The following is a 21,770-nucleotide window of genomic DNA, read 5'->3' as shown; positions in this document are numbered from 1 at the left end:
GGACGCTCGGCGCCAGGCCAAGGTGGCTGGGAAACTGAACCGTTGATTTAAGGTGGCTTGATGAACTCTGCGCTGAAATGGATACCGCTGACGCTCGCTGCGTCTGTCGCGCTGGCGGGATGTGCCCGTGATGGCTTTTACCACGACCGTAACCTGGATTACGTCGACGCCGCCCCCGCGCCGCCGCTCGTTCTGCCCGAAAGCCGTAACCTTCAGCGCTACTCCGACGCCATGCCGGTGCCGCAGGCGGCAATGCAACTGCCTCGTCCTGAAGAGGCCGCCGAGGTGCGTGCGCCCCAGGCACTGGGCGTTGGCAGCGGGCTCGAGCCCGAGTTCGTCGAACGCCGCCAAGCAGGCGATCAAAGCTGGCTGGTCGTGGCCCTGGATACCGGCAGCGTCTGGCCCTTGCTGGAAAGCTTTGCGCGTAGCAGCCAGCTGAACGTGCAGAGCAGTAACGCTTCGCAAGGCGTGATCGTGACCGACCAGGTCGAGCTGCGACTCCAAAGTGCCCTGCGCGCGGGCAGCAGCGAAGTGCGCTGCGAGCGCGGCGGCCAGGCGGTAGCGAGCTGCCTCGATGCGCTGGAGTCGTTCATCGGCGCGCGCAGTGCATCGGCAAGCACATCGGCCTCTTCGTGGACCGCGCAACGTCTGAGCCATGAACAAACGCTGCAGCTGCGCGAACAAAACGGTGAATGGGAAGTGGTCATTCCGCAGCCCATCGAACGCATCTGGGCCGAGCTCGATCACTACCTCGCTCTCGACTTCACCGTCGAAGGTCAACGCGAGCTGCTGGCTACCGACCCGCAGGCGCAGGAGTTTTTGGTCGAGTACATGACCGAGAGCGAGCGCGGTCGTAATCCGCTGCAGATCGTCTTCAGCCCTGACGTGCGCCGCATGTCACAGCAGATCCGTCTGGTGCTCAGCGCCGAAGGTGGGCAGACCATACTGCGCGCGGTCAACGCCAGCGAGCGTGCCTTCACGGCCGATGACCAGCGCGAGCTGCTCGAGCGCGTTTCCGGCTATTTACGTTAATTGTGTCAGTTAGATTGTCTATCGGAGTTTCCATGGAAAAGCGCCAAGAACTTTACGCCGGCAAGGCAAAATCGGTCTACACCACTGACGACCCCGATCTGCTGGTACTGCAGTTTCGTGATGACACCAGCGCATTCGACGGTAAGAAGAAAGAGGCGCTAGCGCGTAAGGGCATGGTCAACAACGTCTTCAACGCTTACATCATGGAGCGGTTGCAGGACGCGGGCATTCCCACTCACTTTGAAAAGCGCCTTTCCGATACCGAAAGCCTGGTCAAGAAGATGGCGATGATTCCCGTCGAGTGCGTGGTGCGCAACATTGCCGCTGGTGGCTTGGTCAAGCGCCTCGGCGTGGAAGAGGGCCGTGAGCTATCGCCACCTACCTTCGAACTGTTCTTGAAGAACGACGAGAAGGGCGACCCGATGATCAACGAGTCGCTTGCCGAGACCTTTGGCTGGGCCACACCGGCGCAGTTGGGGCGGATGAAAGAGCTGACCTTCAAGGTCAATCATCTGCTCAAGCAACTGTTCGCCGAGGGTGGCCTGATGCTGGTCGACTATAAGCTCGAGTTTGGTCTCTTCAAGGGTGAGGTCGTGCTGGGCGATGAGTTCTCGCCCGACGGCTGCCGCCTGTGGGATGCCAAGACCCGCGAAAAGCTCGACAAAGACCGCTTCCGCCAGGGGCTTGGCGGTGTGATCGAGGCCTACGAAGAAGTAGGGCGTCGCATCGGCGTGATTTTCCCCTCCTAAGCTCTGCTTATTCGCGAGGCGTAGCCCTTACGCCTCGCGAACGCGTTCGATAGCCACCACGCAGAGTTCGGTGGCGCCCGCTGTATCGCTGCGCGCTTCAAAGCGCACGTCCACGTCTTTGAGTCGCACGCCATAGCGCCTATCGCTGGGTGCTTTATCGCGCTGGTAAGCCGGACGCGGATCTTGGCGCAGCACCTCTTCTATCAGCCGTACCAGCGTGGCGCCGTCGGGGTGCCGGTTCAGCGCTGCTACAGCCGTAGTGGCAAAGCGCACGGTGATGGCCGAGGGTGCCTCGGGGGCAAAGCCCGCCACAGCATTTGGGTGGGCTTCGGCCCAAGGCAGGTAGGGCTTGATGTCGACTACCGGCGTGCCGCTGACCACATCCGCGCCGCGCAGATGAAGGCGCACGCCGTTTGTGCAGTCGACTCCCTCAAGCTCGACCAGCGAGAGCCCCAAACGGTTGGGGCGGTGAGTGCTGCGACTGGCGAATACCCCGATTTTCTTGTTGCCACCTAGGCGGGGCGGGCGCACCAGCGGCGTCCAGCGCTCGGGACTCTGGTGGAAAACGAAACTTACCCATAGGTGGCTGAAAGCGTCGAGCCCGCGAACCGCTAGCGGGTCGTCGAAGGGCGGCAAAAGCGTCAAGGTGGCACTTGCCGTCGGGGCCAGGCCGGGTTGCCGTGGTACGCCGAACTTGTCAGGATAATCGCTGGTCACCACGCCAATGGGCGTTAGCGCATAGGATGCCTGCGGGTCGGACGTGGGCGAAATGGGCATGAACCACCTCATGGATGAAGCCAAAACGAGCATGAAACGCGAACGGGCGGCCAGTATAGGGTAAGTTGTCGTTTCTATCTTGCCCCGCCCGACGGGAACCACCATCGAGGTCAGCATGACGAAAGCATCGACGGAGCCGACGGCTGCTCCCCGTATCATCTACCGCCAGGCGCTGGCGCGAGACGCGGCGGACCAAGCTGAAGTGTTCTACCACGCCGTGATGCAAGGCGCAGCGGCGCACTATTCGCTGGCCGAGCGCAAAGCGTGGGCCCATGCACTGCCGCGTGAGGGTAGCGCCTGGGCGGCGCGGCAGATGCTCTACACTACCTTGATCGCCGCCTGTGACGGACGTTGTGTGGGCTTTGCCGAGCTCGACACCAGCGCTAACCGGGTGGAGACGCTTTACGTGTGGCCTTCGCTCGCCGGGCGCGGTATCGGCACGACGCTGCTTATACACGCCGAGCGCGTGCTGCTCGAGCAGGGCGCCGAGCATATCGATATCGAGGCGAGCCTGGTGCTGCACGAGCGTTTGGCGCGGCGTGGTTGGAGCGTGTTGAGCGAGCAGTGGGTCGAGCGCGGCGGTGAGCAGTTGCGCCGCTTCGCCATGCGTAAACCCATCAGCGCCGTCGAAACCTGATTAAACACTATCGCTATGGGTGACGCGTAGGTAGAGATCCATAGCGCTGAAGTCGATCAAGGTAGATCGATGCTTAAGGAGAGTTTGCTTGAGGAGAGCGGATACGTGACGCAGCAGCCGTCGTCGGGGCGTTGGCAGCGCGCGCGCTGGGTAGCGTCGCCCAATCAAGACGCCCGCCCCAAAGGGGAGGTCTCGATGATCGTGGTGCACGCCATTAGCCTGCCGCCGGGGCAGTTCGGCGGCGACGATATCGAGGCGTTGTTCACCAACCAACTCGACCCTTCGGCGCATCCCTTCTTTGCCAACATCGCTACGCTTCGGGTCTCGGCGCATCTGCTGATTCGACGCGACGGTGAGTGCGTACAGTTCGTCGATACCGACCGGCGCGCCTGGCACGCCGGTCGCTCGCGCTGGTGGGACGCGCGCCTAGGGGAGGTGCGAGGCAACCTCAACGACTTCGCCGTGGGCATCGAGCTCGAAGGCGACGATGACACTCCCTTTACCCGGGCCCAATACCAAACGCTCACTGACGCCGTGGCCTGGCTCAAAGAGTGCTACCCCGCCATCGACGAGACACGTATCGCTGGGCATGCCCAGGTGGCGCCGCTGCGCAAAAGCGATCCTGGGCCAGCCTTCGACTGGGTCTATTGGCGGAAGCTAAACACAAGTCATTGATTGGGCGAAGAATGAAACGGTAGTTAGAAAACTACATTTGAGGTCGGTCGAGCCTCAGGTTAAGCCACTTCTTGGCCCCAAAAGAGGGCTATTAGTTGTTCATGAAAGCCTAATGCTGCGGTGCAATATATTGTTTTGGATAGAATTTTCATATTCGCTGCAATTGGCAGCGTAGCGACTTTAAGGTATCTTCACCTATACAAAAGGCTTATTTTTTGCCCCAAGCCCAGATTTTGCCTACGGCATAGGTTTTTACCCAAGAGACCGGGTTTTGGGGGAGCTGGTTTTACGACGTGTATGTAGCATTACTACATTAGCGAACGTTCAGCACCTTGAACATCGGGCCAACATAGCGCCATACCCCTGCTCGACGGGCACCAGTCAGCATACTCCGGCTGATCGCCAACGCTGGCTGCCGTCGCCCCTGGCCCCCTTTGGGTTGGCGGGGCTCATCGTCATTTATCGTCATTCGGAGAGACCTCTATGAGTCTGGAGACAAGAGAAGATCTCGATCCGGTCGAAACCACGGAGTGGCTTGAATCCCTGGAATCGGTTCTGGATCGTGAGGGCGAAGATCGTGCCCGCTACCTGATGACCCGCTTGGCGGATCGTATGCGCCGGGACGGAATGAAGGTGCCCTTCTCGGTGACCACCCCGCACCGTAATACGATCCCCGTACATCGCGAAGCGCCCATGCCGGGCGATCTGTTCATGGAGCGTCGCATTCGCTCTTTGATCCGCTACAACGCGATTGCGCAGGTGATTCGTAATAACCGCGCCAACCCGGGGCTCGGCGGCCACATTGCCAGCTTCATGTCCTCGGCCACCCTCTACGATGTGGGCTTCAACCATTTCTTCCGCGCCCCCCACGGCGACTTCGGTGGTGACCTGATCTACATCCAGGGCCACGTGGCGCCGGGTATTTACGCGCGCTCCTATCTGGAAGGGCGGCTCTCCGAAGAGCAGATGGACAAGTTCCGTCAGGAAGTGGATGGCGATGGCCTCTCCTCCTACCCGCACCCCTGGCTGATGCCGGACTACTGGCAGTTCCCCACGGTTTCCATGGGGCTTGGGCCGATCCAGGCGATCTACCAGGCGCACGTGATGAAGTACCTTCATCAGCGTGAAATGAAAGACATGAAAGACCGTAAGATCTGGTGCTTCATGGGCGACGGCGAGTGCGACGAGCCGGAATCCCTCGGCGCCATTTCGCTGGCGGGGCGCGAGAACCTCGACAGCCTGATCTTCGTCATCAACTGCAACCTGCAGCGTCTTGACGGCCCAGTGCGCGGTAACTCCCGCGTCATGGACGAGCTCGAAGGCGTTTTCCGCGGTGCGGGCTGGAACGTGATCAAGGTCGTTTGGGGCCGCCACTGGGATTCGCTGTTCGAGCAGGACAAGAAGGGCATCCTGCAAAAACGGATGGACGAAGCGGTCGACGGCGAGTACCAGAACTACAAGGCCAATGGCGGCGCTTACACGCGTGAGCACTTCTTCGGTAAATATCCCGAAACCGAAGCCATGGTCAAAGATATGTCCGACGAGGACATCTGGAAGCTCAACCGCGGCGGTCACGATCCGTTCAAGGTTTATGCGGCTTACCACGAGGCGGTCAACAACGCCAACGGCAAGCCTACTGTCATCCTGGCGCACACCGTCAAGGGCTACGGCATGGGCAGCGGCGACGGCGAAGCGGCCAACGAAGCCCACCAGGTCAAGAGCATGGAGTACGATGCGCTGAAGAAATTCCGCGACCGCTTCGGTATTCCGCTCAGCGACGAACAGCTCAAAGACGTGCCGTACTACAAGCCCGACGACGAGTCGCCGGAAATGAAGTACATGCATCTGCAGCGTGAGCGTCTGGGTGGCTACCTGCCAAGCCGTCAGAGCGACTTCAAGGCGCTGGAGATCCCTTCGCTGGAAGAGAAGATTTTCGCCTCGCAGCTGGGCGGTTCCAAGGGCCGTGAAATCTCTACCACCATGGCGTTCGTGCGCGTTCTGACCGGCCTTGTCAAAGACAAGACGCTGGGTAAGCAGGTCGTGCCGATCATCCCCGACGAAGCGCGTACCTTCGGTATGGAAGGGATGTTCCGTCAGTTGGGGATCTACACCTCCGAAGGGCAGAAGTACGAGCCGGTCGATAAAGGCCAGATCATGTTCTATCGCGAGGACCAGAAGGGCCAGGTTCTCGAGGAAGGCATCACCGAAGCGGGCGCTATGTCGGCGTGGATCGCGGCGGCGACCTCCTACAGCAACCACGATCTGCCTCTGCTGCCGTTCTACATCTACTACTCGATGTTCGGCTTCCAGCGTATCGGCGACTTGGCTTGGGCTGCGGGTGACCTGCAGGCGCGCGGCTTTATGGTCGGCGGCACCGCAGGACGCACCACGCTCAACGGCGAAGGCCTGCAGCATCAGGATGGTCACAGCCTGCTTCAGGCCTCTACCATTCCCAACTGCAGAAGCTACGACCCGACCTATGCTCACGAAGTGGCGGTGATCGTTCACGACGGTCTGAAGCGCATGTTCACCGACAAGGAGAACTGCTTCTACTACCTTACCGTAATGAACGAGAACTACGAGCACCCTGAGCTCGAAAACGTACCTGCCGATGACATCATCAAAGGCATGTACCTGCTGCGCGAAACCCAAGGCGACAAGGGCCGCGTTCAGCTGTTGGGGTCGGGCACCATCTTGCGCGAAGTCGAGGCAGCCGCCGAGATGCTCGCCGAGGAGTGGGGCATTGGCGCCGACATCTGGAGCGTAACCAGCTTCAACGAGCTGCGTCGTGAGGCGCTTACGCTTGACCGTGAAGCCTTCCTCAACCCGGATGCCGAGGTAGCCAAGCCGCACGTCACCCAGTGTCTGGAAGGACGCGAAGGGCCGGTGATCGCTTCGACCGACTACATGAAGCTCTACGCCGACCAAGTCCGCGCGTGGGTGCCGGGCGATTACACCGTGCTGGGCACCGACGGCTTCGGCCGCTCCGATACCCGCGAGAAGCTGCGTCACTTCTTCGAAGTCGACCGTAACTTCGTCGTCGTGGCGGCGCTGCGAGCGCTGGCCGAGCGTGGCGAGGTCGATCGTAAGGTGGTAGGCGAGGCGCTGAAGAAGTATGGCATCGATGCCAACAAGCCCAATCCGCTGACCAGCTAACTACCGCTGCCCGGCGGGCTTAGGCCCGCCGGCTCGATCCGATTGTGGAAGGAGCACGACCTTGAGTAGCGAAATCATCAAAGTGCCCGATATCGGTGGCGATACCGATGTCGAAATCATCGAGATTGCAGTGTCGGAAGGCGATGTCATCGAAGCGGAAGACACCCTGATCACGCTGGAGTCCGACAAGGCGAGCATGGACCTGCCCTCTCCCAAAGGTGGCAAGGTCATCAAGGTGCTAGTCAAAGAGGGCGATACCGTCTCTGAAGGCGATGACATCGTCGAGCTGGAAGTCGAAGGCGAAGAGAGCGATGACGCCGAAGACGCTCCCCAGCAGGACGACGCGCCAGAGAAGACTCAGGCGAGCGAGGAAAAAGACTCGCCCGCCAAGTCTGCCTCTGACGAAAAATCTGCAAATCAATCGTCGGGTGGCAAGTCGAGCAGCAAGAAAGCCTCGGGCGGCAAGCAGACGGTCGATATCACCGTGCCCGATCTTGGTGGTTCCGACAACGTCGAAATCATCGAGGTCGCGGTCAGCGAAGGCGATGAAGTGAGCGCTGAAGATCCGCTGATCACTCTGGAGTCTGACAAGGCCTCCATGGACGTGCCGAGCCCGCACAGCGGCAAGATCGTCAAGCTCAGCGTCAAAGAGGGCGATACCGTCTCCGAAGGCGACGTGATCGGCCAGATGGAGATCGCTGGCGAAGGCGGTGATGACGCCAGCGACGCCGAAGACGACGAGCGCGATGAGCCCTCATCCGTGGCTGATACCGCCGAGGAAGATTCCTCCGACCAGGACGGCGACGACGACGTCAGCGGTGAGCCTGAGCGCAAAGAGATCCGCGTTCCCGACCTCTCGGGCTCTTCTGACGTGCCCATCATCGAAATCGGCGTCTCCGCCGGTGACGAGGTCAACGAAGAAGATCCGCTGATCACCCTGGAGTCCGATAAGGCCTCCATGGACGTGCCGAGCCCCTACAAGGGCACGCTGGTCGAGGTCACCGTCAAGGAGGGGGATACCGTCTCCGAGGGCGATCTGATCGGCTATATCGAAGTCGTGGGCGCCAAGAAAGCCGCGCCCAAAACGGAGAAGAAAGGCGCCGACAAGCCCGCCGAGAAAAAACAGGGCAACAGCGGCTCGAAGGCCGAGAAGCGCAGTGAAACGCCCTCAGGCAGCCCCAGCCCCGAAGCGCAAATGGCGTCTCACAAGCCGCGCGATGGCAAGCTGGTACACGCCGGTCCCGCCGTGCGTCTGCTGGCGCGCGAGTTGGGCGTCGACCTGGGCTTGGTCAAACCGAGTGGCCCCAAAGAGCGCGTGCTCAAAGAGGACGTGCAGGCCTACGTCAAGCAGGTCATGGCCAACCAAGGCAGCAGCGCCAAGGCGGCCGCACCGGCAGCGACCGGTGGTGCAGGTATTCCGGCCGTGCCGGAAGTCGACTTCAGCCAGTTCGGTGAGGTCGAAGAGAAGCCCATGGGTCGTCTGTTGAAAATGGGCGCGACCAACCTGCACAGAAGCTGGCTCAACGTGCCTCACGTCACACAGTTCGACGAAGCCGACATCACCGAACTCGAGAATTTCCGCAAGGCGATGAAAGCCGAAGCCGAGGCGCAAGGGGCGAAGCTCACGCCGCTGCCGTTTTTGGTCAAGGCCTGCGCTTTCGCGCTGAGGAAGTTCCCGCAGTTCAACGTCAGCCTCAAGGGCGACGGCGAAACGCTGGTGTGGAAGAAGTACGTCCATATCGGTATCGCCGTGGATACCCCGGACGGGCTGATGGTGCCGGTGCTGCGCGATGCCGATAAGAAGTCGCTGATCGACATCGCCAAGGAGATGAGCGAGCTTGGTAAGAAGGCGCAAACCAAGAAGCTCAAGCGTGACGAGATGACCGGTGGCTGCTTCACCATTTCGAGCCTTGGCTCGATTGGCGGCACGGCCTTCACGCCGATCGTCAATACGCCGGAAGTCGCCATCCTGGGCGTTTCCAAGGCGCAGATGAAGCCGGTATGGGACGGCGCGGCCTTCCAGCCGCGGCTGATGATGCCGCTTTCGCTCTCCTACGATCACCGCGCGATCAACGGTGCCGATGCGGCGCGCTTTACGGCCTTCCTGGCCGACCTTCTGACCGATATTCGTCGTCTGCTGCTGTAAGCCGACGCCTGCGGCCTTGTCAGCGGCGCCCTCGTGGCGCCGCTGGCGTTTGTGCCGTTGCGACATTTAGCCGCGCTCGCCACCACGCGGCTAGGATAAAAACGCGTATTGTGTCAAAAAAGTTAAAAAAGCCTCGGCTTACGGCTTATGGGGAGTTGTGTCGCCCGCACGCCCCCGCTATTGTCTGACGTTCAGATTTCGGCGCATTTCATCATTCAAGGAGCAGTGCCATGCGTTTAATCCTGTTGGGTGCCCCCGGCGCGGGGAAGGGCACTCAAGCTCAGTTCATCTGCGAGCGGTTCAAGATTCCGCAGATCTCTACCGGAGACATGCTGCGCGCCGCAATCAAAGAGGGCAGCGAGCTGGGCCTCAAGGTCAAGGAGATCATGAATAGCGGCGGGCTGGTTTCCGACGACATCATCATTGACTTGGTCAAAGAGCGTATCAGCCAGCCCGACTGCGCCAATGGCTTTCTCTTTGATGGCTTCCCGCGCACCATCCCCCAGGCGGACGCGATGAAGGAAGGTGGGGTCAAGCTCGATCATGTGCTCGAAATCGCCGTACCCGACGAAGAGATCGTTAGCCGCTTGGCCGGTCGCCGCGTGCACCCAGCCTCTGGGCGGGTCTATCACGTCGAGCACAATCCGCCCAAAGAGGCGGGTAAAGACGACGTTACCGGTGAGACCCTGATCCAGCGCGAAGATGATCAGGAGTCCACAGTGCGCAACCGTCTTGCGGTCTACCACGATCAGACCGCCCCGCTGGTCGACTACTACCAGGCGTGGGCCAAGAACGACCCGGAGAGCGCGCCGCGCTATCACCGCGTCGAGGGCGTGGGCAGCGTTGCCGACATCACCCGCCAGGTGAAGGAAGCGCTGGACGCCTAAACGTGTCTTGCTATGCCAGCGGCCCGCCATCGTGCGGGCCGCTTGCGTCAGGGGTATACTGCTCGTTTTATTCAACGCCCCTTTGGGTTGGAATCGCTCTATGTCGTTACACCTCTTGGCCCTGGATGCCTCTTCGAGCGCCTGTTCGGCGGCGCTGCTGCGCCGGGAGAACGGTGCCGCCACGTGTCTGGCGCGCTTCGAGGTCGCGCCCCGAGCGCATACGCGGCGCCTTCTGCCCATGATCGACGACGTGCTCGCCGAAGCGGGTATTACCCCGCGCCAGCTCGACGCCGTGGCCTACGGGCGCGGCCCAGGCTCGTTCACTGGCCTGCGGATCGCCGCCGGGGCCGCTCAGGGGCTTGCCTTTGGCCTCGAACGGCCGCTGCTCGGCGTGTCGACGCTCGAAGCGCTGGCGCTGCAGGCGCACCGCCGCTTCCACTTTCGCCATTTGGTCACCGCGCTCGATGCGCGCATGAACGAGGTCTACGTTGCTACCTGGCACTGCCTGAACGACGTCACCACGGCGGTGAGCGACGAAGCGGTAATGCCCCCCCAGGCGCTGCGCCTGCCCAGCGCCGATACCGACTGGGTCGGCGTGGGCTCCGGGTTTACCCTGTGGGACGCCTTCGCTGATGACGTCAAGGTGCGCCTCACTCAGCACGTGACCGATCTCGAACCGCGCGCCGAAGAGATGGCCTGGCTCGCCGCGCGGGATATCGATGCCGGGTTTGGTGGGCCCGCGCACGCCGCTCAGCCGGTGTATCTGCGTAACGACGTGGCCTGGAAAAAGCCCGCATGACCCTGCCCCCAGGGCTTGCCCTCGAGCGCCGCGATGGCGTGCTAATGCTGGTGGGTGATACCGAGCGCTACGGTAATCCGCTGTGGGTCGACTTCGTTGGCGGCAAGGCAGCGCATCGGCGACGCTTCGGTGGCGGGCGAGGGCAACTGGTTGCCAAGGCATGCGGTCTGGGCAAGGGCGCGCTACCCAGCATCGTCGATGCCACCGCGGGGCTTGGGCGCGATGCCTTCGTACTCGCCACGCTCGGCGCTCCGGTACTGCTGATCGAGCGAGTGCCAGCCATTGCCGCGCTGCTCGACGATGGGTTGATGCGTGCGGCGCGCGACGACGACCCCGAGGTTGCCGCCATTGCCGCGCGTATGCAGCTCTGCCCGGGCGACGCCGTCCGCGAGCTCGACACGCTGGTCGCAGCGGCCGCGTTTTCGCCGCAGGTGATTCATCTCGACCCCATGTTCCCTCACCGCGAGAAATCGGCGCTGGTGAAGAAAGAGATGCGCATCTTTCGCGAGTTGGCCGGAGCCGATGATGACGCCGCCGAGCTGCTTGCCACCGCGCTCGATGTCGCCACCCACCGGGTGGTGGTCAAACGCCCGCGCAAGGCGCCGCCCATCGAAGGCCCCGCGCCGAATCACGTGCTCGAAGGCAAGACCAGCCGCTATGATCTCTATGTCAAACAGTCGCTATCGCGCTAAGCGCGCAAGGCCTGCGGTCAAGGACGCTGCATGAGAAGATCCTACCTTCAACACCGCTCGCTGGCATGGCGCGAGGGCAATCGCTACCTGCTGTTGCCGGAAGCGCAGTGCTTTGTGCCCGCCATGTTCGCTGCCATCGAGGGTGCCAAGCGGTACGTATTGATCGAGCTCTACCTGATGGAGTCGGGCGCCTTCGCCGATCGTATGATGGCAGCACTTGCCCAGGCCGTCGAACGCGGCGTTAGCGTTTACTTACTGCTCGACGGTTTCGGTGCCATGAAGCTTTCGCGCGATGATCGCGACAAGCTTACCCAGGCTGGCGTTGCACTGCGTTTTTTCAACCCTTTGGGGCTTCATTCACTGGCACGCAACCTGAGTCGCGATCACCGTAAGATCGTGGTGGTCGATGGCGAGATTGCCTTCACTGGTGGTTTTGGCGTGGTGGACGAGTTTCTCGATGCCTGGTACGAGATCGCCGTGCGCATCGAAGGCCCTGTCGTTGCCGATTGGGAGCGGCTGTTTCGTCAGCTATGGCGTTCGCGACTGACCCGCGCGGAGGACAAACGTCGCCCCGAGCCGCTGCCCAAGCAGCGCAAGCCTGCGCCTTTGGACAATGGCGCGCTGGGGCGTGCCATGCCGGGGCGCGGCTACCGTTACCAGGCGATTCGCCACTCGCTTTATCGTCAGATCGGCGGTGCCGAGAAACGGCTATGGCTCTGCACGCCCTATTTCGTTCCCACCTTCACCCTACGGCGGCGTTTGGCCCGGGCCGCTCGGCGCGGCGTCGACGTGCGCCTTCTGCTGCCGGGCAGCAAGCACGACCACCCGAGCGTGCGCTACGCCGGGCAGCGCTTTTATCAGGCCATGCTGAAAGCTGGGGTGCGCATCTTCGAGTTTCAGCCCACCTTCATTCACGCCAAGTTCGTTCTTGCCGATGACTGGGTCAGCATCGGTTCATGCAATTTCGACCACTGGAATTTGCACTGGAACCTAGAGGCTAACCAAGAGGCCATCGACGTCGGGCTGGCGCAAGAGGTGCAGACACTCTTCGAGCGTAATTTCGCCGCCAGCGTCGAGGTGTTGGCCGAAGAGTGGGATAAGCGGCCGTGGCCGCAGCGTGCCAAGGAGTGGCTCTTTGGCACGCTGGATGCGTTCATTACCCGGCTGCGTTAGGCGGCAACTGGATGCAGGGTCCCGGTCTCAACGGCGCTTTTGCTGGCGCGAGGGAGATTTTTTGCGCGGCTTGGGCTTGGGCGTTTCCGGCGGGACACGGTAGTGCAGGTAAAGATCGAGCACGAGCTCGGGTAGCTGTTTGACGAAGCTCTCCTGCTGCACGCCATCCTCGATCAACTCGGCCATATCGGGCTCATCGTCGAAGAGCCCGGAGAGCAGCATGAACGGCAGCAGTAGCTGGGCCGCGTCCTCTTCGCCCTCTTCGAACCAGGCGCTCTCGTCGCAGAAAACGCCTTCCATGAAGCCCGCGCACCAGTCGCCGATAGGCGTCTCTTCGGCGGGCAGGCCGTCTAGGGTCAGCTCGAAAGGCAGCTCCGGTAGGCCGCCCTGTTCGAGAACGGCCATGGCGTTGTCGCGTAGCTGTATCAAAAGCCCAATGATCTCATCGCGTTCGGCGTCGTCGCGGTAGGCGGGCTCGCCCTGGAACAGTTCGGCCAGCCACTGGGTCGGCGTTAGTTCGCTTGGCGCCACGGCGAGGGCGACGAGAAAACCGTGCGCCGAAATTAGATCGAGGGCGTCTTCGCCCACCTGATCGGAGTCGAGAAAGTCATCGAGCCTGTCGAGCTGCTCGTCGTCGAGAAGGGGCTGAGCCGGGGCGGCCTCGCTTGCGTGCGGTGGCTGTGACATGGAAGGCCTCGTACGTTGCGTAGATGGTGCGTAAATAAGGTATTCGTTGATGGCTAGTTTATCACCAAATGGCGCTGCACCCTTGGCTTCGTGGCCAGCGGCAAAGCTTGATGCGTTGGCGCCCGCAGCGCTGGAAAAGGCGGCGCGAGCGCGGGTCGAAGAGGCCTGGCAGCGCTGCCTGGAGGTGCACCCAGGCTTGCCCATGCCGAAGGTATGGTTCGATCTTAGAGGTGCTTCGGCAGGGCAGGCGCACTGGGGGCGCGGCGGGCTGCGCTTCAACCGCGTACTCTTGAGCGAGAACCGCACGGCCTTCTTCGATGAAGTCATTCCCCACGAGATGGCCCATTGGCTGGTGTTCCATCTGGAGGGAGGGCTTCGTTTGAAGCCTCATGGGCGCGAGTGGAAAACCGTCATGCGCGGCCTTTTCGGCCTTGCGCCCCGCGTTACCCACGCCTTTGCCGTCGAGCGTGCCCAGCCATCACCGCACCTTTACCGCTGCAGCTGCCGTGAACATCACTTCACGGCTCAGCGCCATGCCCAGGTGAAAAAAGGGCGCCGCTACCGCTGCCGTCACTGCGGTGAGCTTCTCGAATGGCAGCGCGATGACGCTGGCTAGGTTTTCGCAAGTTTATGTTTTTAATAAATAAAAAGTTTCTACTAATGTCTAGGGTGAAAGCGCTCGGCGGCGGTTTATGCTAGGGCGTAATGCAGCGGTCTACGTACGGCAATAATAAACAGACTATCTTTTAACAACCGTCTTTTAAGCACTGGCTTTTCAGAACCGGCAACTTCACGGACAGAGGGACTTATGAGCGATCAACAGCACGTCTATCCGGTCAGCGACGCTATCGCCCAGCGCGCCTGGGCCGACCGGGAAACGTATCAGGCCATGTACCAGCACTCCCTGGATGACCCCGAAAGCTTCTGGAAAGAGCAGGCTAAGCGCCTGGAGTGGATCACCCCGCCGACCCGTATCAAGAACACCTCTTTCTCCCGCGACAACGTCGATATTCGCTGGTTCGAAGATGGCGAACTCAACGTCGCCGCCAACTGTCTCGATCGCCATCTGGAAACGCGCGGCGACCAAACCGCGATCATCTGGGAGGGGGACGACCCGAACGAAGCCAAGCATGTCACCTACCGTGAGCTCTATGAGCGTACCAATCAGCTCGCCAACGCGCTCAAGGAGCTTGGTATTGGCAAAGGCGATACCGTCACCCTCTACATGCCGATGATTCCCGAGGCGGCCATCGCCATGCTCGCTTGCGCGCGTATCGGCGCGGTGCACTCGGTGGTTTTCGGTGGCTTCTCCCCCGACGCCGTGGCCCAGCGGGTGATCGGCGCCGACTCACGGCTAGTCATCACCGCCGATGAGTCGGTGCGCGGTGGTAAGCACGTGCCGCTCAAGGACAACGTCGATGCGGCGCTGACGCGTAAGGGCACCGAGGTGTGCCAGCACGTCATGGTGGTCAAGCGCACCGGCGGCGATATCGACTGGCAGCAAGGGCGCGATCTGTGGTTCCACGAGGCGGTCGATAAGCAGTCCACCGAGTGCCCGGCCGAGGCGATGAACGCCGAGGATCCGCTGTTCATCCTCTACACCTCGGGCTCCACCGGCGCGCCGAAAGGCCTCAAGCACACCACGGGTGGCTACCTGACCTACGCCGCCATGACTCACCAGTACGTTTTCGACTACCAAGAGGGTGATATCTATTGGTGTACCGCCGACGTGGGCTGGGTGACTGGGCACAGCTATATCGTCTATGGACCCTTGGCCAATGGCGCGACCACGCTGATGTTCGAAGGCGTGCCGAGCTATCCGACCCACGGGCGCTTGGGGGAGGTCGTCGACAAGCACAAGGTCAACATCCTCTATACCGCGCCAACGGCCGTTCGCGCCTTGATGGCCCATGGTGACAAGGTCATGGAGACCAGCTCGCGCGAGAGCCTGCGCCTGCTTGGCTCGGTCGGTGAGCCGATCAACCCAGAGGCCTGGGAGTGGTTCCACCGAGTGATCGGCAACGGCCGCTGCCCGCTGGTGGATACCTGGTGGCAAACCGAAACCGGCGGCATCATGATCGCGCCGCTCCCGGGGGCGACCGATCTCAAGCCGGGCTCTGCCACCAAGCCATTCTTCGGCATCAAGCCAGCGCTCGTCGATAACGAGGGCCAGGAGCTCGAAGGCGCCACCGAGGGGAATCTGGTCATCCTCGACTCCTGGCCGGGGCAGGCGCGCAGTATCTGGGGCGATCACGAACGCTTCGTCCAGACCTACTTCTCGACCTATGATGGCATGTACTTCACCGGTGACGGCTGCCGTCGCGACGAAGATGGCTACTACTGGATCACCGGACGCGTCGATGACGTACTCAACGTCTCGGGCCACCGCATGGGTACCGCTGAGATCGAGTCCTCTTTGGTTGCGCACACCGCCGTGGCGGAAGCCGCCGTGGTGGGTTTTCCTCACGATATCAAGGGCCAGGGTATCTATATCTACGTCACCCTCAACGACGGTATCGAGCCCTCCGACGAGCTCAAAAAGGAGCTTTCGCTGTGGGTGCGTAAGGACATCGGGCCGATCGCCTCGCCCGATGTCATTCAGTGGGCGCCGGGGCTACCCAAGACGCGCTCGGGTAAGATCATGCGCCGTATTCTGCGCAAGATCGCCGCTAACGAGTGCGATGGCCTGGGCGATACCAGCACGCTGGCCGACCCGTCCGTGGTCGATGAGCTGATCGAACACCGGGCGAACAAGTAGCGTGATGGTGCCGTGTGCCACGTGGACCACGCCTTGCTGGCAGGCGGGTTGATAAGCGTACGCCGTGCCGACCTTCGGGTCGGCACGGCGTTTTACCAGGGAAACAAATTATGCATAGGATGCTTGGGGATGATGAATCCCTTGGGGTACCATGCGATGACCGTATAAGCCTAGCGTCGCGGCGGCAGGCAACTCCGCTGCTCAGGGAACCGGAGGAAGATTCATGGCAGTAGCCCAGAAATTCATCGTCGCAGACGACCATCCGCTGTTTCGCGCAGCGTTGACCCAGGCGTTACGCCAGGTCGCCCCGCAGGCGGAAATCGTCGAGGCCGATACTATGGAGGCGACCACCGACGTGGTAACCCGCCACCCCGACGCTGACCTGATTCTTCTGGACCTGCATATGCCTGGCGCGCACGGCTTTTCGGGCCTGATTCAGCTACGCGGGCAGATGCCCGACGTTCCCGTGGCGGTGGTGTCGGGTAGCGATGAGCCTTATGTGGTACGCCGCGCCATCGACTACGGCGCCTCGGGCTTCATCCCCAAGTCGTCATCGCTGCAGCTGATCGCCGAGGCGGTGAGCGAGATTCTGGGCGGTGAAGTTTGGCTGCCCGAGTCGTTGATGAGCGTGCTCGAAGAGACCAGCGAAGAGGAGTCGCGCTTTGCCGAAGCGATTGCTTCGCTCACGCCCCAGCAGTTTCGCGTTCTCAATATGCTCACCGAGGGGCTGTTGAACAAGCAGATTGCCTACGAGCTCAACGTCTCCGAAGCGACCATCAAGGCGCATGTGACTGCGATTCTCCGAAAACTCGGCGTACATTCGCGCACTCAAGCGGTCATCGCCGCGCAGAAGCTCGAAGTCGAGCCGCCCAAGGTCGACTCTTAATCTCGATAGAGAGAGTTGATAGAACGACGTACTGCTGCAAGAAAACCTCGCTTATGTCCTGCATAAGCGAGGTTTTCTTTTCTAGCGCCACTAAGGGTTTTAGTGGCGCTAGAGTTAGCTGCTCGCGCGACTAGCCTGCAAGGTGCGGGTGAGCAGGGCGCGCAGCGCCGCCGGTTTTACTGGCTTGAGCAGCAACTGGTAGCCTGCACGCTTGACCTCTTCAGCGACCGCCTCGGTGCGATCAGCGGTGATCACGATGCCGGGGACCGCGCTTTCCAACCGCTCGCTTAGCGCTTCCAGCGCCATGAGCCCCGTTACTTCGTTGTCGAGATGGTAGTCGGCCAGAATGGCGTCGGGGTCGCCATCCATATTACGCAAAATCGATTTTGCCCCGCCGATGCTGGTGGCGGTGAAAACCTCGCAGCCCCAGCCGCCGAGCATCGCGCTCATGCCTTCGAGAATCAGCGTTTCGTTGTCGATACAGACGATGCGCGTGCCGGTGAGTCGGTTGCTGCTGCGCTTGGCGGCGCTGGGCGCCTCGCTTGCGCTTACCTCTCGCGGGGCCACGCTTGGCACGCTCACCGAAAAGACCGTGCCCACGCCTTCGGTCGAGCGCACCTTGATTGGGTGATCGAGCACGCGGCTCATGCGATCGGCGATGGAGAGCCCTAGGCCCAATCCTTTTTCACTCTCTTTATGCCGCGAGGCCTGATCGAGACGCCGAAACTCCTGAAAGATCTCGGTGAGCTTGGATTCGGGGATGCCTGGCCCGCTATCCCATACCTCGATCACCAGCCGCTCGGCTTGGCGCCGACAGCCGAGCAGTACGCGCCCCTGCTGGGTATAGCGAATGGCGTTGGAGAGGAAGTTCTGCACGATACGGCGCAGCATCTGCGGATCGGAATCGACCCAGGCGCGGGTGGGAACGACGACCAGATCGAGCCCACGCTCGTCGGCCATGACCTCGAATTCGGCGCGCAGCGGGCGCACGATATCGGCAAGGGCGAAGTGGCTGCGCCGGGGTGTCAACGCGCCCGCATCGAGCTTGGAGATATCCAGTAGCGTACCCAGAAGCTCCTCGGCCGCCTGCAGCGAGTTATCGATATGCCCGATGGTGCGCTGGTGCTCTTCGGCCTGGGCGCTCTGCATCAGCGCCGAGGTGAATAGTCGCGCGGCGTTGAGCGGTTGAAGCAGGTCGTGACTGGCGGCGGCGAGAAAACGCGTCTTCGAGGCGTTGGCGTCTTCGGCCAGCTGTTTGGCCTGGCGCAGCGCCTGCTCGGCCTCGGCGCGCACGCGGTTCTCCTGGCGCAGGGCGGCGTTGGCCTTGGAGAGCGCTTGGGTACGCTCGCGCACGCGCTCCTCGAGGGTCTCGTTGGTTTCTTTCAGGGCGATTTCGGCCTGGCGGCGTTCGGTGATGTCCTGATAGAGCGAGAAGAAGCCCAGAATCACCTGGCTATCGCCGAAGTGCGGCGTATAGGTGACCAGCATGTGGCGCGGGCTGTCGTTGATTACTAACGACACTTCGAAGCTGACGCGCTCACCGGCCAGCGCCCGCTCTACCCAAGGGCTGCGCTCCTCGGCCTGCTGCGGCGTGAGCACGTCGCTGTAGCGCTTGCCGATGACCGCATTACGGTCGATGGCGAAGGTCTGTTCGTAGGCGCGGTTGGTGAAGAGGTAGCGACACTCCTTGTCGAAGTAGGCGATCAGTGCGGGTACGTTGTCGGTGTAGATCCGAATGTTGTTCTCCGAGCGGATCAGCGCCTCCTCGATGCGCTTTTGCTGGCTGATGTCCTGGTAGGTATAGACGAAGCCGCCGGCTGGCATCGGGTTACCCTGCACTTCCAAAACGCTGCCATCCTGACGATAGCGCACGTAGCGGTGAGGGTGGCCCTCGCGAATGTTATCGAGTAGCAGTTCGACGTGCTCTTCGGGGTCACCCGGTCCGTACTCGCCGTTGTGGGCGTTGTAGCGGAAGATGCGATCGATCGGCGCGCCCACCCGAATCAAGTGGTCGGGAAAGCGGAAGAGCTCCAGATAGCGCTGGTTCCACACCACCAAACGTAGGTTCTGATCGACCACGCTGATGCCCTGGTTGATGTTCTCGATGGTGGCCTGGAGCAGCGCGCGGTTGAACTCCAGCACCTGGGAGGCTTCATCGACGATCGAGATGACGTCGGAAATACCGATCCCGCGCCCCTGGAGCGCCGAGTTGACCACGATACGCGCCGAGGATGCACCGAGCACCGAAGCGAGAAAACGCTCGGTGAACTGGATTACGTCGATCGAGGCGCGTGCGCCGTCGTCTAGCGGCTTACCTATCCGTCGGGCGTAGTCGTCGAAGGCGCGCTCCACTTGGCTGGCGCCGAGAAAACGCTCGCACAGCACTTTCAAGTCGCCCACCGTGGTCGCGCCGGTCCAGGGCCGGTTGACCGAGGTTTGCCGCGTTTCCACGCTATCGACGAACAGCGACGCCTGTATCCGCTCTACCACCCGCTGGGAGGTGATTTGAGAGACGAAGATGTAGCAGAAAAGATTGAGTCCGAGCGAGAGCATGACGCCATGGGTGAAGCTATCGCCCCAGTTGAGACCAAACAGCGCCGTGGGCGAGAGCCAGCCAACCCCGAGTGGCCCTCCGGCCAGCCAACTCGCGGGCAAGACGCCGGCGTGGATCATCGCGGGCATCAATAGGCTGTACGCCCAGATGGCGAAGCCCACGTTCATGCCCACGATCACGCCCAGGCGGTTACCGCGCTTCCAGTAGAGCCCACCGATCAGCGCCGGGGCGAACTGGGCTGCGGCAGCGAACGAGAGCATGCCGATCGATGCCAGCGAGGTGAATTCGCCGATCAGGCGGTAGAAGCCGTAAGCCATCGCCAGCACCACCGCAATGGTGATGCGCCGCGCGCGCAGCACCAAGCGGCCATAGTCGCGGGTCTTGGTATCGAACCAGCGCAGGCGGAAAAGCGCCGGAATGACGATCTCGTTGGAGATCATGATCGATACCGCCACCGCCGCCACGATGACCATGCCGGTCGCGGCCGAGAAGCCGCCGATAAAGGTCAGAAGCGTCAGCCAGTCGTGGCCCGACGCCATGGCCAAGTGGAGCACGTAGGTATCGGCTTCGATACCGCTATCGGCGAAAAGCCAAAGCCCCGCAGCGGCAAGGGGGACGACGAAAAACGAAATGGCGACCAGATAGAGCGGAAACATCCAGCGCGCCCGCACGGCGTCATCAGAATGGGTATTCTCGACCACGGCGACATGAAACTGGCGCGGCAAACAGAGAATCGCCAGCATGGCGAGCAGGGTTTGGGCCCAGAATCCCTGGCCAAAGTCCTGATTGGCGAGCTGGCGCTGGAGTTCGAGCTGGCTTTCGGCATGCTGCATGAGCTCGCCAAGGCCCCCAAACATGCCCCAGGTGACGAAGGCCCCAAGCACCAAGAAGGCCACGAGTTTGACCAGCGACTCGAAGGCAACGGCGTGGATCAGCCCTTCGTGGTGCTCGGTGGCATCGGTGTGGCGCGTGCCGAAGAGAATGGCGAAGGCGGCCATGACCAGCGCCACGTAGAACGCGGTATCACCGAACAAGGGCGCCTGCTGCGTCGTGCTGGCGGCGGTGAGCACGCTGAACGAGGTCGCCGTGGCCTTGAGCTGCAAGGCGATGTAGGGTAGCGCCCCGATCAGCGCCACCAAACTCGCAAAGGCGGCGAGCGACTGGGTCTTGCCGTAGCGTGAAGCAATGAAATCGGCAATCGAGGTGACGTTTTGATGTTTCGCCACGCGAATCATCTTGGCCAGAACCGGCCAAAAGAGCAGGAAGGTGAGGAAGGGGCCCACGAAGATGCTGGCAAACGACCAGCCCGACGTCGCCGCTTGGCCTACGGCGCCGTAAAACGTCCAGGATGTACAGTAGATCGCCAGCGCCAAGCTGTAGATCAAAGGACGCCGACGGCTGGCGCCGTGCACGCGGGCGCGGCGGTCGCCGTTCCAGGCAATGGCGAAGAGCACCGCGATATATACAAGCGATACCGCGATCAAGAGCCCACCATGGTACATGCGTATCCCCCGGCTAACGTCGGCCTGATAGAAGGCCTCATTCTAGGGGATTCGCGCTACAGCGTCAGGTGGGAATAAGTCAGCTTAAGACGCCGCGCCGCAAACGGTGGTTAGCAGCGTCGAGGTTGCGCGTAGCGTGCGCAGCCCGCCCATCGGCTCTCGGGTATCGGTATCTACCGGTACGAGCTCTCGGCTGGCGCAGTTGAGCAGGTAAGGCTGGGTGGTAACGACATCGGTATGGTGGCGTTCGAAGTGGTAGAGCAAAAATTCGGCCACGGCATCCTGGCGATGGACGCCTTCGGGCTCGACGACGCTGAATTTACTGGTCATGGGGATGAGATAGGTCCATGGGCGCCAGAAGTTGCCTGGCGCGGCGCTATCGATGACCACGGCGCTTGCCGGGAGCTGTGCTTTTTTGTGCTCGAACCAGGAGTACTCGACGTGAATCTGGTAGCTCAGCATACCGAGCCCGGCGAATACCGGAACGATCCATCGCGGCAGGCGTCGACCGCTCAAATGGCGCAGCGCAAGCCCGATACCGGCGGCGGCAAGTGCAGCGAAAACGGCCGCAATCAGGTGCCAGATCATACACTCATCCTTCTCAACGTAGTCGGGCTTCCCTGAGGAAGCCCGATGGGGAAATGCCTCATGGCGGCCTAG

General features: G+C 61.7%; 17 protein-coding genes. 13 read left to right on the top strand and 4 right to left on the bottom strand.

Features of this window, described 5'->3' with window-relative positions; all coding sequences use genetic code 11:
* The first annotated feature begins 60 nt into the window (after window positions 1–60).
* Together LLY24_RS11095 and purC are read left to right on the top strand one after the other, a co-directional pair.
* The gene (locus tag LLY24_RS11095; protein WP_259036350.1) at window positions 61–1,032 is read left to right on the top strand and encodes an outer membrane protein assembly factor BamC; all 972 of its coding nucleotides are present in this window, start codon (window positions 61–63) and stop codon (window positions 1,030–1,032) included.
* A gap of 32 nt (window positions 1,033–1,064) precedes the next feature.
* A complete protein-coding gene (gene purC, locus LLY24_RS11090; protein WP_259036349.1) occupies window positions 1,065–1,781 on the top strand; it encodes a phosphoribosylaminoimidazolesuccinocarboxamide synthase in 717 nt (238 codons plus the stop codon).
* Window positions 1,782–1,808: 27 nt separating this feature from the next.
* Here purC and tsaA read toward each other — a convergent pair whose 3' ends face one another.
* Window positions 1,809–2,558: a tRNA (N6-threonylcarbamoyladenosine(37)-N6)-methyltransferase TrmO gene (gene tsaA / locus LLY24_RS11085; RefSeq protein ID WP_259036348.1), complete on the bottom strand. Its 750-nt coding sequence runs from the start codon at window positions 2,556–2,558 to the stop codon at window positions 1,809–1,811.
* 115 nt (window positions 2,559–2,673) lie between these two features.
* Between tsaA and LLY24_RS11080 the strand changes: the two genes are divergently transcribed.
* The 8 genes from LLY24_RS11080 to LLY24_RS11045 all read left to right on the top strand — a co-directional run bounded on the left by LLY24_RS11080 (window position 2,674) and on the right by LLY24_RS11045 (window position 12,723).
* A complete protein-coding gene (locus tag LLY24_RS11080) occupies window positions 2,674–3,195 on the top strand; it encodes a GNAT family N-acetyltransferase (RefSeq protein ID WP_259036347.1) in 522 nt (173 codons plus the stop codon).
* A gap of 105 nt (window positions 3,196–3,300) precedes the next feature.
* Window positions 3,301–3,870 carry a 1,6-anhydro-N-acetylmuramyl-L-alanine amidase AmpD gene (ampD, locus tag LLY24_RS11075; RefSeq protein ID WP_259036346.1) on the top strand — a complete coding sequence of 190 codons (570 nt, stop codon included), beginning with the start codon at window positions 3,301–3,303 and terminating at the stop codon, window positions 3,868–3,870.
* A 483-nt stretch (window positions 3,871–4,353) separates the two neighbouring features.
* Window positions 4,354–7,026: a pyruvate dehydrogenase (acetyl-transferring), homodimeric type gene (aceE, locus tag LLY24_RS11070; RefSeq protein WP_259036345.1), complete on the top strand. Its 2,673-nt coding sequence runs from the start codon at window positions 4,354–4,356 to the stop codon at window positions 7,024–7,026.
* Between the two features lie 61 nt (window positions 7,027–7,087).
* Window positions 7,088–9,172, top strand: coding sequence for a pyruvate dehydrogenase complex dihydrolipoyllysine-residue acetyltransferase (gene aceF, locus LLY24_RS11065; protein ID WP_259036344.1), 2,085 nt, complete (start codon window positions 7,088–7,090; stop codon window positions 9,170–9,172).
* 230 nt (window positions 9,173–9,402) lie between these two features.
* Window positions 9,403–10,059 carry an adenylate kinase gene (gene adk / locus LLY24_RS11060; protein WP_259036343.1) on the top strand — a complete coding sequence of 219 codons (657 nt, stop codon included), beginning with the start codon at window positions 9,403–9,405 and terminating at the stop codon, window positions 10,057–10,059.
* A 100-nt stretch (window positions 10,060–10,159) separates the two neighbouring features.
* Window positions 10,160–10,858: a tRNA (adenosine(37)-N6)-threonylcarbamoyltransferase complex dimerization subunit type 1 TsaB gene (gene tsaB / locus LLY24_RS11055; RefSeq protein ID WP_259036342.1), complete on the top strand. Its 699-nt coding sequence runs from the start codon at window positions 10,160–10,162 to the stop codon at window positions 10,856–10,858.
* Window positions 10,855–11,550: a class I SAM-dependent methyltransferase gene (locus LLY24_RS11050; RefSeq protein ID WP_259036341.1), complete on the top strand. Its 696-nt coding sequence runs from the start codon at window positions 10,855–10,857 to the stop codon at window positions 11,548–11,550. Before tsaB ends, LLY24_RS11050 begins: the two co-directional genes overlap by 4 nt.
* 30 nt (window positions 11,551–11,580) lie before the next feature.
* Complete coding sequence (locus LLY24_RS11045; RefSeq protein WP_259036340.1) at window positions 11,581–12,723, top strand: phospholipase D-like domain-containing protein; 1,143 nt, start codon at window positions 11,581–11,583, stop codon at window positions 12,721–12,723.
* 27 nt (window positions 12,724–12,750) lie between these two features.
* Here LLY24_RS11045 and LLY24_RS11040 read toward each other — a convergent pair whose 3' ends face one another.
* Entirely contained in the window at window positions 12,751–13,410 is a 660-nt protein-coding gene (locus LLY24_RS11040) for a YecA/YgfB family protein (RefSeq protein ID WP_259036339.1), read from the bottom strand.
* Between the two features lie 49 nt (window positions 13,411–13,459).
* On the opposite strand from LLY24_RS11040, the gene LLY24_RS11035 reads away from it, so the two are divergent.
* The 3 genes from LLY24_RS11035 to LLY24_RS11025 all read left to right on the top strand — a co-directional run bounded on the left by LLY24_RS11035 (window position 13,460) and on the right by LLY24_RS11025 (window position 17,054).
* Complete coding sequence (locus LLY24_RS11035) at window positions 13,460–14,026, top strand: SprT family zinc-dependent metalloprotease (RefSeq protein ID WP_259036338.1); 567 nt, start codon at window positions 13,460–13,462, stop codon at window positions 14,024–14,026.
* Window positions 14,027–14,218: 192 nt separating this feature from the next.
* Window positions 14,219–16,168, top strand: a complete 1,950-nt coding sequence (gene acs / locus LLY24_RS11030; RefSeq protein WP_259036337.1) for an acetate--CoA ligase — start codon at window positions 14,219–14,221, stop codon at window positions 16,166–16,168.
* Window positions 16,169–16,391: 223 nt separating this feature from the next.
* Window positions 16,392–17,054: a LuxR C-terminal-related transcriptional regulator gene (locus LLY24_RS11025; RefSeq protein WP_259036336.1), complete on the top strand. Its 663-nt coding sequence runs from the start codon at window positions 16,392–16,394 to the stop codon at window positions 17,052–17,054.
* 114 nt (window positions 17,055–17,168) lie between these two features.
* Here LLY24_RS11025 and LLY24_RS11020 read toward each other — a convergent pair whose 3' ends face one another.
* Window positions 17,169–21,110, bottom strand: a complete 3,942-nt coding sequence (locus LLY24_RS11020; RefSeq protein WP_259036335.1) for a NahK/ErcS family hybrid sensor histidine kinase/response regulator — start codon at window positions 21,108–21,110, stop codon at window positions 17,169–17,171.
* Window positions 21,111–21,194: 84 nt separating this feature from the next.
* Window positions 21,195–21,698, bottom strand: coding sequence for a hypothetical protein (locus LLY24_RS11015; protein WP_259036334.1), 504 nt, complete (start codon window positions 21,696–21,698; stop codon window positions 21,195–21,197).
* Window positions 21,699–21,770: the final 72 nt, after the last annotated feature.

The sequence above is a fragment of the Halomonas dongshanensis genome (genome assembly GCF_024790395.1).
GTDB lineage: Bacteria > Pseudomonadota > Gammaproteobacteria > Pseudomonadales > Halomonadaceae > Vreelandella > Vreelandella dongshanensis.
The sequence above is the reverse complement of the archived record's forward strand: the minus strand, read 5'-3'. Positions and strand labels throughout refer to the sequence as shown.